This is a genomic window from Mesobacillus persicus (assembly GCF_900109925.1).
GTDB lineage: Bacteria > Bacillota > Bacilli > Bacillales > Cytobacillaceae > Mesobacillus_B > Mesobacillus_B persicus.
Genome location: NZ_FOBW01000015.1, coordinates 42,096 through 54,060 on the forward strand (window position 1 = coordinate 42,096; position 11,965 = coordinate 54,060).

An 11,965-nucleotide genomic window follows, 5' to 3' on the forward strand; every position below is an offset into this window, starting at 1 on the left:
GAGACCACCAACAGGTACATAGAACGTCCCTATCTTACCGTTCCTACCCTTTCCAGACCCACTTCGGGCACATAGACCGCTTCTATCTTACCGTTCTCTACTCTTGCCGGACCACTTCGAGCACATGGAAAAAATTATGTAAACCTATCCTTCAACTCTGTCAACTCGCGATAAATCTCAACAATCTCTTCTACTTTCATCCTCACAAGTCCACTGGACGATGGAGCCACAAACTCGACAATCCCAGGGACAACTGATTCTTCCTGAACGCCCCAGTCCATTTTTCTTTTCCCGCTAAATTCCTGATAAACGCCTTTCCCTACAAAGCAGGCAATCTTCGGGCGATAATGAAGCAACTTCTTTTTTAACTCCTCTCGACCAATTTGATACTCTTCCTTCGTAATTTCATCAGCAGCTTTTGTGGGTCTTGCGACAATATTTGTCAGCCCATACCCGAGGTCAACTATCGTGGCATCCTCAATCGCCTGATATTTTCGTGGAGTTAGCCCCGACTCATGTAAGATCTTCCAAAAGCGGTTATTAGGATTCGCAAAATGATGCCCGTTTTCCCCTGATCGAATGCTTGGATTAAACCCAATAAACACAATATCTAGACCCCCTTTAAGGTGATCTCCCATTGGTTCTAACATCTCATCTATCCCCCTCTAAAAAAACAACCACCTATCCCTTCCAAGGAAACAGCCGGAAATTCTCATTTTTATCATAAATATATCTAAAAATCCGTAGTTGGTACAACATTTCATCAAAGCACATCTGATCCGCGTCCTCATAAGAATACGCATCCAGATAGGCACTTAGCATCCTTTCATCCAGCTCATCGGCCATCCCCGTTAACCACAACTTATATTGATGTTTTTCATAAATATCTGACCATCCGGCATCGTCAAAAATGATTTCCATTTCCTTTTGTTCCATTTTCATCCTCCTTCATACCCGCTAGTATTTCCTCCCCTCCCAAATTCAATCGTGATCATGCGTAAACTTGCTTAAAAAGGAAAAGATAACATTATAAAAGGAGGCTAATGCAATGCAAGATAAGCGCAAGGAATTTGAAGACGTAGTATTGCCACCTGACAGTCATGGCGAACACAGCATGGTTTGTAACGAAGATTTGTTTTACGCTGAATTAAGGGCGGCCGCTGAGGACACTGAAAAAGAAAATTTTCTCGGTAATGAATAAAAACAGAGGCTGTTTTCGTAAAGATTGTTGTTAAAATCCTAAAGCCGGTTTTAACGCAAGTAAGCTGTTTGTGGGTTATAGTAAGTCTGTAAGCTCTTAAAAGCTATGTTTGAGTGAAACACAGCGTAATTCAATCTGAACCTATATCCAATACAACAAAGTTAGAGAAAATAGCCAAAATAAAAGGATGCCTTCAACAACGGAGGGCATCCTTCATCTATTTAGTCATCTAAAATTTCTCGCTATAGCCTTCTTCTCGCGCTTCTTCCCTTTCAATATACCAATGTTTCACCTGTGTCAATATTGAAAATACGAGGAAGAAATTCATTGACCATACACTTACAAAAGGGGCAATTCCACCAAAATCAACGGTACGGTACCCCTTAAACTGCATTACGATATACGACTCAATGAACACGAGGATAAATCCAGCAACACCAGCAATCGACATCCGAACCATCTTTTTCAGCCCCTATACCTAAATTTACTTATTAAGGAAATAATACCTTACCATTCAAACAATCGCAACAAAAATGTTCAAATTTTAGACAAAAACTTTTAAATGTTTTTTGACAAATAATAAAAAGAGGTGCATAAAGACACCTCTTTTGATATAATACTAAAATTTATTAATTTTTTACTATTGAAGGAACCACCCGTTGACCGACTGCCTCAATCAGCTCTTTCGGCATTGGGAAGTTAACTGCTGCTGGATCCGAGCTTACAGCCGGAATCGCCCTTGCTAAATCTTCTTCTGTCAAATTATACTGAGCAAAATCTTGAGGCAATCCCGTCTTCTGTTGAAGAAGCCTAATTTTCTCCACCGTTTTCGCGAGAACCGTTTGTTGATCATCTGTAGATGAAACATCGACACGAAGAGCTTCCGCTAACTCCCTAGCTTTTGGCAGATAAAGGTCTGGAATAGACTCCATCACAATCGGAAGGAACACCGCGTTTGCTAAACCATGTGGAATCCTGAATAAAGCACCATAGGCATGAGCAAAGTTGTGTACAGGAATCGCATTTAACGCAAAACTAAACGCAGTAATCCCCATTAAGCTTGCCTGGAGCATTTCCATTCTAGCATCCACATTTGAACCATTTGCGACAACCTCAGGCAAATTCTTTTCAATCAAACGGATTGCATGAAGCGCATGGGCGTCTGTTAGTGCAGTTGCCGTTGGGGAAGCAAATGCCTCAATCGCATGTGTTAGAGCATCAAAGCCAGTGAATGCTGTGATGGCCGGCGGTAATCCGACAGTCAAATCAGGATCAAGAACCGCCATGTCAGCGGATAAAAATGGATTGATGATATTCGTCTTCATTTGAATTTCTTCATTAAAGATAACCGCAATTGGCGAAACCTCAGAGCCTGTTCCTGCCGTTGTTGGGATTGCAATATGAGGAATTGGAATATGATTTGCCTTCGGGAACTGCTCCATGACAAAACCGCCTGGAATAGCTTCCTTAATATCTGCTAGACCGTGATGTAAGGCATATTTTACTCCTTTTACCGTATCAAGCACACTGCCGCCCCCGACAGCTAATAAGCCATCTGCCCCAATTTCGCGTGCATAGCGAGCAGCATCGTTCACACTTTTACTCTCGGCATCCTGAGCAATATCGAGGTAGATCCCAGCTAGCTCTGGTCCGGACCCCTGAGGAATCAATGAGAAGATTTGTGCGACCTTCTCAACTACTCCAGCCTGCTCAAGTCCACGATCACTTAATAATAGAACCCGCTTCGCTCCAAGCCCTTTAAATAGACTAGGCACTAACGCCCTTGTATTTGACCCACTATATATTGCTGTACGTAGCATAAACTCCGACATTGTCCGTGTTTGCATCCATAATCACCTCATGATTAGATTTTTTTAGAAATTCGTCCCTACATTTTTTACTTCGAAAATAATAATCCATACCAGTTACGACGGTGAATCTCTGGAACCATCGAGGTGTGTACATGCTTCACTTGTGTATACGCATCTAAGGAGTGCTTCCCCATTTCCCGACCGATTCCACTCTGTTTATAGCCTCCGAACGGAGCATCATTTCTCAACATATGCCAGTCATTGATCCAAACGACACCTGCTTGGAGCTTCCTGGCCACGTCATAAGCTTTATTCACATCACTCGTCCACACACCAGCGGCAAGACCGTAAATTGTGTCATTCGCCATTTTAATCGCTTCATCCACATCAGAATATCGAATCACTGATAAAACTGGACCAAAGATTTCTTCTCTTGCGATTTTCATATCATTGGTTACATTCGTAAAAATTGTTGGCTCAATAAAGTTCCCTTCTTCACAGCCAGGCACTGTAACTTCACGGCCTCCACAGACCAATGTCGCCCCTTCTTGTTTGCCTGCTTCTATATAAGAAAGAATTGACTCCTTCTGCTTTTTCGAGATAACCGGACCAATGTCGGTTGCTGGATCAAGTGGATTCCCCATTTTAAGCTTACTCGCAAGCTCTACAAGTCCTTCGACAATGACGTCATGAAGATGGTCTGGTACAAACAACCTTGTTCCTGACTCACAAAGTTGTCCTGAATGAAGGAATACACCAAATAAGCTACCTGGGAGTGCAATCGATAAATCCGCATCCTCTAAAATGATATTTGGCGACTTCCCACCAAGTTCAAGGGTCGTATTTTTAATGGTACCTGCCGACAGCTCCATCACTCTCCGACCAACCTCAGTCGAACCAGTGAAGGCCACTTTATCAACCTTCGGATGACGAATCAGCGCCTCACCAACATCTCCGCCTGAGCCTGTCACGACATTGATGACACCTGGAGGCACAACTTCGGAAATAATTTCAGCAAGCTTTAAAGTGGATAACGGTGTGTAACTAGCTGGTTTAACGACTACCGTATTGCCCATTGCTAGAGCAGGAGCAATCTTCCACGTTGCAATTACCATTGGTAGGTTCCATGGGGTGATTGCCGCACAAACTCCAATCGGCTCACGCCAAATAAAATTATGGGCTGGTCCAGGAAATGGTGGCGATGGCAATGTCTCAGAAAACTCATATTCGACAACAAATTTAGCTAGTGTCTGAAATAAATCAACCATCTGTAAAATATCATTTCCACCTAATCTACGAACGGTTCCTCCAGAACTGATGGACTCAAGATAGGCAAGTTCTTCGGCATGCTCAGCAATTTTATGAGAAATTGCATAGAGAACGTTCGCCCGTTCCTTCGGGCCCATATTTCGCCATTCCGTGTTGTCAAAGGCCTCTCGTGCTGCTTGGACAGCCTTGTCGATATCTTCAGACGTTCCTTTCGCTACTTTCGCGACGAGCTGTCCTGTTGCCGGATTGACAACATCAAAGGTCTCTTGGCTGCTACTTGGCTGCCACTGACCATTAATAAACAAGGGAAATGTTTGTACTTCAGTTTGAACTGTCATAAATATCCTCCTCTAATCTTTCATTTATAAAAGCTCTTCTTTTCCTCAAAACTGTGTTTTCTTCGAAATTAAATGGAACTGGATAACGATGTTTTTATTAAAATGCTTTAGTAGTTTTATGAGAAAAGAGCTTGAATACTTAAATTAATTGCACCATATAGCTATCCCTGCATTAAGATCGGCTTTTGGATTTGAACAATAGCCTGTTATAAAACACCCATCTCTGTTTCTGTGACCCGGTAAATATCCTCGATCTTCTTCCCACGTGCTCGTGATAGAATATCCATTCTTACGGATAGCTGTTTCATCGTAAAATTCATCGTGTCCTCAAGCAGATGGCCGAACTCACTTACATCGCGGCCAGCAAAGCCTTCCTGATTGATTTTGATGGCCAATGGGGCCAATTGTTGCATCTTTGCTTCTACAACTTCATACAGATGCGGATGCTCACAAATCAAGCGCTGAAGCAAAAAGGTTCCATAGGCAATATGACGGGATTCGTCACGCTTCAAATATTCAATCCCTTTAAGCAGGCCCGGCATTAGCCCTAATTCCTCGAGTGATTGATAGAAGGAGTAGTAGCCCGTTTCCGCCATTACACCTTCGACAAACATGTTATAAACGGTTGCAGCCTCAGCAATCGCTTCGGGTGATTGGTCAGTTTCAAGCCTGCTCATCGCTTCAGGAAGGATCTCGTAGAAAATCTTCTGGTAGGTTTCGGAATGAAAATGGGCTAAATCTCCTTTTTCCCCGATGGTGTTAAGCACAATTCGGAAAAACTCTGTATGCTTGGCTTCTTCGAATAAAAAAGTCGTCAAGAACATTTCTTCTTCGAGTCTCCCCTCCTTAGCAATGGTCATAATCAACGGAAGTAAATCAAGTGTGACCGCTTCCTCTCCAGCCTGAAACTGAGAAATTAACCGCAAAATATCTTGCTGTTGCTCACTCGCAAGTGTTTTCCAATCCCTTGCATCCTGGGTGAGGTCGATATCACTTGGATTCCAGACACCGTACTTTTTTGCTTTTTGAAACAAGCGGAAAGGGAAGGAGTCCTCAATCAACCCCCTCTTACTCGTCGTTAAAATCGTTCTTTTCTCCATCTGTTCATCTCCCTTACCAAAAATCAAAATCTATATGAAGGCCTAAACCAGATGTACAAATTAAAGATCATTTATACAAACCTTAAACATCACGCTTGGTTATTCGGTGAAATCATTTCAACTGCTGTTTTTCTTAAGTGGGTTTTAAGAATCTTTCCGACCCCATTACGCGGTAGTGCTTCTAAAAAAATGATTTGTCTAGGTGTTTTATTTTTAGCGAGATGATCTTGACAAAAGCGAACGAGTTCCTCTGATGTCACATGAGTTCCTTCTTTTTTTACTACACAGGCAACCATCTCTTCTCCCATCCTTTCGTCAGGAATTCCAACGACGGATGCTTCGGATACCGCTACATGGCGATTAAGGATTTCCTCGACATCGCGCGGATAAAGATTAAAGCCACCTCGAATAATTAAGTCCTTCTTACGGTCAACGATATATAAATAGCCGTCATCATCAAGCCTCGCCATATCTCCCGTATGTAGCCATGAGCTCTTCAAAACCTTCTCGGTCTCAACCAGATTATTAAAATAACCTGGGGTTACGTTATCGCCACGGACAAGCAGTTCGCCCACTTCACCTACAGGAAGTTCACTACCGGCATCATCAACAATTTTAATTTCCACCCCTGGTATTGGAATTCCAACTGATCCTGGTTTAATTTCGATGTTTTTCCGATGAGCTGTGACAATTGGAGCTGCCTCAGAAAGTCCATAGCCTTCATAGATTTCAGCATTAAACCTCGCTTGAAAAGCATTTAACAACGCTACAGGCAATGGAGCTGAGCCTGAACCCACCCACTCTAGGCTGCTTGTATCATACTTATCGCCATCAGGATACGACAGCATGGCATGAATCATCGCTGGAACCGCTGAAAAGGATTTCACTTTATGTTTTTCAATTGCTGTAAACACGTCAGCTAGGTTAAAGCTTGGGAAGATGACAATCGCCCCACCTAACATCATGCAAATATTCGAAATGGTTAAACCGTATACATGGGCTAGTGGAAGAATACCAAGGGTCGTTCCCCGTTCCGTTTCATTATGTTTCGCTGAGTTCTCAGCATTTGAAAATAAATTCTTATGAGTTAATAAGACTCCTTTAGGACTCCCTGTTGTCCCGGATGTATAAAGAATAACCGCGGTATCGTCTTCGGTCGTAGTAAGTGAGGTTCCTAACGGCTCGTTTTCCGCCAGAATTTGGTAAAAATTACGAACTTCATCTGAACTTGGCAGGTCAACAGCAATAATAGTTGGTTGGTCCTCGAGATCTTTCATGGCCGCTCGTACCTTTTCAATAACAAGTGAAGAGGTTATTATTGCTTTAACGCCACTGTTCGCGACAATATAATGAATTTCCTTTGGGTGCAGTGTAAACATGACCGGAACAATTACTGCACCTGCTCGATTGATTCCTTGGTAGGAAAAAATCACTTCTGGGCAGTTCGGCATGATAACCATCACCCTGTCACCTTTGTTGATCCCTTGCTGTTTTAACCCTGATGCAAATCTGTCTGCCATTCTCTTCGTTTCAACATTGGTAAATTGCTTATTTTGAAAATACAACATTGGGTACTCGTCAAAGTTCTCAACATTTGAATCAAGCAATTGTTCTAGCTTCATTGGATCCTCTCCTTTATGAAAATGACCAAAGTACTAACATCCGGATTAATTGAAAGCGTTTTCAAGTGATTGTACTATTATGGCGCCTTCTGACTCCTCCACCAAATATATTACAAAATTAGAATATTATGAATATTCTCTGTGTTTTTTTAAAACCCTTTTATTTTTTAAAATTATTTATTAAAACGAAGGCTCTGTTAAACAATTATGTTGATTTCCGCTCCAGGCGCTCATCGAACAGCGGGGCGTGCGGTGAGCCCGCAGGACACTGAATCACATCCTCGAATATGCCCACGCACGAGAAAATGTGCACTTCATTTTCGAGGAGTCAAGCGCCTTCCGCTCCTATCAACCTGCTCAAAATCAACATTGACCTTTAACAGAGCCAAGACCAAAGATAAGTAATTGGAAAAATCCTAACACCAAAATGAAATTTTACGCCATAAAAAAGAAGCCTAATCAATTAACCAGGCCTCTTCACATTGAACATGTCTATAAAATTATCCTTATATTCCCTTCAACCGCGCACCTTTGCCTTTTTCTGTTTTTGCATGACCTCATACGATTTCTCTATGATGTCGGTTAGCACATCACCTTTGTATATTCGCCCAATTTTCGTATTCTCCTGATAGTACTCAACAATTTCATCCAGTTTATCTGATGTCTCTTTTGATATTCGAACATTCAACTGAAGCCTGTCATTCCCAGCCATTTTTCCGTCACCTCTTGATATAGCACTTGCTAGCAGATTGCTATTCGAATGATGTGCATTCGATAAAATCCGCTATAATCTTTTACCCTTCTACATTCTTCTATTTTATCATACAAAATGGCAGCGCAACTCCCCTCCTATACATAATTTTTTCATTTACAAACCAGATTAATGAAAGGAGGTGCTTGGAATGGAACCAAACAAACCTGGAAGTAAACAGCTTCCTGACTTTAAAGAATTAGGCGACCGCATCATTGCTGAAGCAACGTCCGAACCCATGCTCGTCATTAAAACGAATTTAGATCCAAAGGATTCCACCGAAGATAATCCATATTATCGTAATATGGGTCTGACCGATACAGAACAATTCCGGAACTATTTTGAGGAGCGTAAAAAATAATGGAAAAGACACTTGCCTATTTACGAGAGATTCTCGCAAATTACACCGAAAAGGATGAAATCAGTAACCGGATATATAACAAAATTGAAGCCGGAAGCTATTCGTCTGAAGGAGAACTCGTCAGAGATTTAACGTTTGAAGAGTCTGAGTACCTCAATGGGATTCTTCCTTGGGAGATTAAATACGCCAAGAATGAGCAGGACGAACAAAGAGCCTATCAATTAAATGAAGTATACGAGCTACTGTTTTAACCTTTTACAAGGGCCAATTTAACTCATTGGCCCTTGTTTTCATTTTATTTTAGAGTAGCAGGTCTTTTTTTATCGGACTATTGTTGGAGCGGCGGTTCCTTTGAGGAATAGCGATTTTATATCAAGCAAAAAAGGATGAACAGATTGTCCATCCCTTTTCTTTATTTGTCTTTCTTATCTTCTTCTACATACGGATCATGTTCAAACGCAGGAAGATCACCAAAAGGCGTCATAATACCTTCGTCATCGAGTTCCTGTTCATAACGTTCCTGTTGCGGACTTGGATAAACGGTAATCTCTTTGCCTTCAATATCTGTGGCGACGAAATTCTCATAATCCTCAACATAACCGATATTTTCCTGCGACTCGTTGTACATATCATTATAATGATCCGGCGGCTGGTAAAAATCAGACGGACCTTCTGACGTTCCATACCTTGCCACATCCTGCCAAGAATCTTCAGCATCATAAGATACATTTTCATCCTGAAGATCTTTATCGAACTTCCCAAATGGAGGCATTAGCACCCCTTCTTCTATGGGGCGATTGGTTGAAATCGTCCTATCAGGCGTGTGTTCTATGCAATAGAGCGTTTCTGGAATCGCCTGAAGTCGTTCGTAGGAAATTTCCTTCCCACATGTTACACATTTTCCATATTCCCCATTTTGCATAGCCTGAAGGGCTCGGTTTATATTTTTTAATTGGTATTCATCATGTTCATTTAGAGCAAAGTCTTTTTCGCGTTCGTACAGCGCGGTTCCTTCATCGGCAGGATGATTATCGATACTTGACAACTCTCCCATCGACTCATGATAATGCCCTCTTTCCAAATCATAATTATCATTGTTTTCAAAACGCTGTTCCAATTCTTGCTTTAAACCTTGAAGTTCTTTTTGTAAATCGGACAGCTGCCCATTTGTTAGCATATAAGCTGCTCCTTTCTATAGGCGGTTTCTTTTTAGTATGGAACAAATTTGCTTTTTCATGACTCGAAACTGAAGTTGGGCTTTTTCACCATCTCTGTAACTTGGACGCTTTCCCCTATTTGTTCATACCCTATAAGAAATACATGTAAAAGGAGTGGATGGTTTTTGGGTTTATTTTTCAATCACAAGCGCGGAACGAAAATTTACCAGAACTCCAATGAAAATTTAAAAGAAACAAATCAGGACGTCTATCGCGAAAATTTTCTCCAATCTGTGATTAAGGAACAACAAAACCTTAATAAACAGTTTGCTGAAACGGCATCCGAGCATGCGGAGAAAAATGAGATGTATAATCAAGTGCTTCTGGACCAAATGAATAATCAAGATGCGTTTTTACAGGAAATGTACCGTAAGCTTCAAGCATATGAAGAAACCTCCCATTCTATCCGCGAACAGATGAAGGTGCAGGCTGAAATAAAAACGATGTTGGACCGCCACGATGACTTACAAAATGTATTCCACCAAACCGTCATGGAGCGGTTCGATCAGCAAGGTTCCGATTTCAAGGAGCAAATAAATCAACACGATACAAATATTAGCCAAAAAATGGATGCAAATAAAAGCCATTTAGTGGATCATTCAAACCATCAACACACTCAATTAATGTCGGACGTTCGTGACCTTGATGAGAATTTTATAAAGGCAATCGATAAACTGATGGTGGAGTTTCAACATCATGATGCCCAATCTACAGAACATATTACCAACCTTGATTCGAAACTGACTGAACACTCAGCTGAGTCTGGTAGACATTACCAGCAACTCGGTTCCAAGATGCTTGACCATTTTAACCAGCAGGCTAACCATTCTGCTGAACAAATCAAGCAACTTGGTTCAAAGATAACTGAACAACTTAATCAGCAGGCTGGTCAATCTGTACAACAATTCGGTATGCTTGATTCAAAGATAACCGAACAACTTAATCACCAGGGCAACCAGTCCGCAGAACACCTTAATCAACTTGATTCAAAAATAACCGAACACTTTAATCAGCAGGCTGACAAATCCGCAGAACAAACCAATCAACTGAATGCAAAAATAGTCGAGCACTTTAATAATCATGAAAATCTATCTACCGAGCAGCTCAACAAACTTGAAGCCAAGTTGGCTGAGAAATTCGAACACCAGGATCACCAATTCAAGGAGCACTTTGACAAAAAAGATACCCAGTTGCTTGAACATGTAAACAAACTTGATATGAATTTAACCGAGCGATTCCAACACCAGAAAAAAACTCTAACAGAGCTAGTTGACCATCAAAATGTTCAGAACGAAAACCTTGAGCGGAAGCTAGATTTTATTAAATCAACAATATTCGAACGAGCGGCAGATCTTTCAGAAAAGCTAGATGGACATTTCAAAAAGTTTGCAGAATTTTTCTCAGGCTTTATTAGTAAAAAACATTCAGATAAACAGATTGAGTTACACGAGAAAGAGAAAAAAGAAGAAAAGGTATGAACAAAAGCGCAAGCGCCTTGAACAGCCCCGACAGGCATAAGACGAGCCGGCCAGAAGGTTGTTCTTTAACCTTCTTGACGGATTGGCTTATGACCCGAGGGGCTAGGCGCTGGAGCTGGATGCAAAGAACGAACACAATTATCCACACCTTAACTTTTATAATTTCTTAAATAAAAATGAGCTGTCCCACTTGAGGACAGCTCTCGTTCTATTCCTTATACTCCACAATCGTGACCTTTACTTGCTTCCGGCCCCATTCGATTGCGTCCTCTTCCTCTTGAAGGTAAACATCAATCTCGTTTCCGTTTATTCCTCCCCCGGTATCTGCAGCCATCGCATATCCGTAACCTTCTACATATACTTTCGACCCTAGTGGAATAATAGCAGGGTCAACCGCAATAACTTTTACATCAGGATTCGCTTGAAGGTCTGTCCCATTTGCCGTTGTTCCCGAACAACCTTTACACTCCGCTGTATATGCCGTTGCAGAAACGCTGATTTCCTGGCTTACTTTTATCGTTTCTTTCACCGCCGCCTCCGCAGAGTTTTTTGGTTTCACCGGAGCAGCTTGGACGATGTCACTATTCTCTATCGTTTCAACGTTCTCATTTTTATCTTGGTTTAAGTTCATTTCTTCTGCTTGTACAATAACACCCGTTGCTGTAGAAATAGCCGTTGCAGCAAGCAAAGATAGTATTAATTTCAACATATTGTTTGCCTCCTTCGGCATATTTTTAAGATGTTATTATCGTAACATAGTTTCTTGCGGATAAAAGAACAGCTAGATATTAAATACATGACAAAGATAACAGCCATA

General features: G+C 41.4%; 14 protein-coding genes. 4 read left to right on the forward strand and 10 right to left on the reverse strand.

What is annotated here, in order from left to right:
- Positions 1-134 precede the first annotated feature (134 nt).
- Positions 135-650, reverse strand: coding sequence for a mismatch-specific DNA-glycosylase (locus tag BMX30_RS18190; RefSeq protein ID WP_090748978.1), 516 nt, complete (start codon positions 648-650; stop codon positions 135-137).
- Between the two features lie 31 nt (positions 651-681).
- A complete protein-coding gene (locus BMX30_RS18195; protein ID WP_090748980.1) occupies positions 682-936 on the reverse strand; it encodes a hypothetical protein in 255 nt (84 codons plus the stop codon).
- Positions 937-1,048: 112 nt separating this feature from the next.
- Between BMX30_RS18195 and BMX30_RS23635 the strand changes: the two genes are divergently transcribed.
- Positions 1,049-1,201: a hypothetical protein gene (locus tag BMX30_RS23635; protein ID WP_170843931.1), complete on the forward strand. Its 153-nt coding sequence runs from the start codon at positions 1,049-1,051 to the stop codon at positions 1,199-1,201.
- Between the two features lie 229 nt (positions 1,202-1,430).
- Here BMX30_RS23635 and BMX30_RS18200 read toward each other — a convergent pair whose 3' ends face one another.
- The 6 genes from BMX30_RS18200 to BMX30_RS18225 all read right to left on the reverse strand — a co-directional run bounded on the left by BMX30_RS18200 (position 1,431) and on the right by BMX30_RS18225 (position 8,053).
- Complete coding sequence (locus BMX30_RS18200; RefSeq protein WP_090748982.1) at positions 1,431-1,661, reverse strand: hypothetical protein; 231 nt, start codon at positions 1,659-1,661, stop codon at positions 1,431-1,433.
- 169 nt (positions 1,662-1,830) lie between these two features.
- Positions 1,831-3,048 (reverse strand): iron-containing alcohol dehydrogenase, encoded by a 1,218-nt coding sequence (locus BMX30_RS18205; protein ID WP_090748984.1) that lies wholly within the window; start codon positions 3,046-3,048, stop codon positions 1,831-1,833.
- A gap of 50 nt (positions 3,049-3,098) precedes the next feature.
- Entirely contained in the window at positions 3,099-4,619 is a 1,521-nt protein-coding gene (locus BMX30_RS18210; protein ID WP_090748986.1) for an aldehyde dehydrogenase family protein, read from the reverse strand.
- A gap of 206 nt (positions 4,620-4,825) precedes the next feature.
- Positions 4,826-5,719: a R2-like ligand-binding oxidase gene (locus BMX30_RS18215; RefSeq protein ID WP_090748988.1), complete on the reverse strand. Its 894-nt coding sequence runs from the start codon at positions 5,717-5,719 to the stop codon at positions 4,826-4,828.
- An 89-nt stretch (positions 5,720-5,808) separates the two neighbouring features.
- Positions 5,809-7,341: a long-chain-fatty-acid--CoA ligase gene (locus tag BMX30_RS18220; protein ID WP_090748990.1), complete on the reverse strand. Its 1,533-nt coding sequence runs from the start codon at positions 7,339-7,341 to the stop codon at positions 5,809-5,811.
- Between the two features lie 517 nt (positions 7,342-7,858).
- Positions 7,859-8,053 (reverse strand): hypothetical protein, encoded by a 195-nt coding sequence (locus BMX30_RS18225; RefSeq protein ID WP_090748992.1) that lies wholly within the window; start codon positions 8,051-8,053, stop codon positions 7,859-7,861.
- Positions 8,054-8,243: 190 nt separating this feature from the next.
- Here BMX30_RS18225 and BMX30_RS18230 point away from each other — a divergent pair, with 190 nt between their 5' ends.
- Together BMX30_RS18230 and BMX30_RS18235 are read left to right on the forward strand one after the other, a co-directional pair.
- Positions 8,244-8,453: a hypothetical protein gene (locus BMX30_RS18230; RefSeq protein WP_090748994.1), complete on the forward strand. Its 210-nt coding sequence runs from the start codon at positions 8,244-8,246 to the stop codon at positions 8,451-8,453.
- A complete protein-coding gene (locus tag BMX30_RS18235; protein ID WP_090748995.1) occupies positions 8,453-8,704 on the forward strand; it encodes a sigma-G-dependent sporulation-specific acid-soluble spore protein CsgA in 252 nt (83 codons plus the stop codon). The genes BMX30_RS18230 and BMX30_RS18235 overlap by 1 nt, the downstream gene beginning before the upstream one ends.
- A 161-nt stretch (positions 8,705-8,865) precedes the next feature.
- Here the strand turns inward: BMX30_RS18235 and BMX30_RS18240 are convergent, their stop codons facing one another.
- On the reverse strand, positions 8,866-9,630 hold the full coding sequence (locus BMX30_RS18240) for a TraR/DksA C4-type zinc finger protein (RefSeq protein WP_090748997.1): 765 nt from the start codon (positions 9,628-9,630) through the stop codon (positions 8,866-8,868).
- A gap of 165 nt (positions 9,631-9,795) precedes the next feature.
- Here BMX30_RS18240 and BMX30_RS18245 point away from each other — a divergent pair, with 165 nt between their 5' ends.
- Complete coding sequence (locus BMX30_RS18245) at positions 9,796-11,148, forward strand: hypothetical protein (RefSeq protein WP_090748999.1); 1,353 nt, start codon at positions 9,796-9,798, stop codon at positions 11,146-11,148.
- 208 nt (positions 11,149-11,356) lie between these two features.
- Here BMX30_RS18245 and BMX30_RS24125 read toward each other — a convergent pair whose 3' ends face one another.
- The gene (locus tag BMX30_RS24125; RefSeq protein ID WP_280139986.1) at positions 11,357-11,857 is read right to left on the reverse strand and encodes a 3D domain-containing protein; all 501 of its coding nucleotides are present in this window, start codon (positions 11,855-11,857) and stop codon (positions 11,357-11,359) included.
- Positions 11,858-11,965: the final 108 nt, after the last annotated feature.

What these genes read in the sequence shown, in the direction of transcription:
- BMX30_RS18190 (WP_090748978.1), bottom strand. Translation starts at nt 650, where the DNA reads ATGTTAGAACCAATGGGAGATCACCTTAAAGGGGGTCTAGATATTGTG.
- BMX30_RS18195 (WP_090748980.1), bottom strand. Translation starts at nt 936, where the DNA reads ATGGAACAAAAGGAAATGGAAATCATTTTTGACGATGCCGGATGGTCA.
- BMX30_RS23635 (WP_170843931.1), top strand. Translation starts at nt 1,049, where the DNA reads ATGCAAGATAAGCGCAAGGAATTTGAAGACGTAGTATTGCCACCTGAC.
- BMX30_RS18200 (WP_090748982.1), bottom strand. Translation starts at nt 1,661, where the DNA reads ATGGTTCGGATGTCGATTGCTGGTGTTGCTGGATTTATCCTCGTGTTC.
- BMX30_RS18205 (WP_090748984.1), bottom strand. Translation starts at nt 3,048, where the DNA reads ATGCAAACACGGACAATGTCGGAGTTTATGCTACGTACAGCAATATAT.
- BMX30_RS18210 (WP_090748986.1), bottom strand. Translation starts at nt 4,619, where the DNA reads ATGACAGTTCAAACTGAAGTACAAACATTTCCCTTGTTTATTAATGGT.
- BMX30_RS18215 (WP_090748988.1), bottom strand. Translation starts at nt 5,719, where the DNA reads ATGGAGAAAAGAACGATTTTAACGACGAGTAAGAGGGGGTTGATTGAG.
- BMX30_RS18220 (WP_090748990.1), bottom strand. Translation starts at nt 7,341, where the DNA reads ATGAAGCTAGAACAATTGCTTGATTCAAATGTTGAGAACTTTGACGAG.
- BMX30_RS18225 (WP_090748992.1), bottom strand. Translation starts at nt 8,053, where the DNA reads ATGGCTGGGAATGACAGGCTTCAGTTGAATGTTCGAATATCAAAAGAG.
- BMX30_RS18230 (WP_090748994.1), top strand. Translation starts at nt 8,244, where the DNA reads ATGGAACCAAACAAACCTGGAAGTAAACAGCTTCCTGACTTTAAAGAA.
- BMX30_RS18235 (WP_090748995.1), top strand. Translation starts at nt 8,453, where the DNA reads ATGGAAAAGACACTTGCCTATTTACGAGAGATTCTCGCAAATTACACC.
- BMX30_RS18240 (WP_090748997.1), bottom strand. Translation starts at nt 9,630, where the DNA reads ATGCTAACAAATGGGCAGCTGTCCGATTTACAAAAAGAACTTCAAGGT.
- BMX30_RS24125 (WP_280139986.1), bottom strand. Translation starts at nt 11,857, where the DNA reads ATGTTGAAATTAATACTATCTTTGCTTGCTGCAACGGCTATTTCTACA.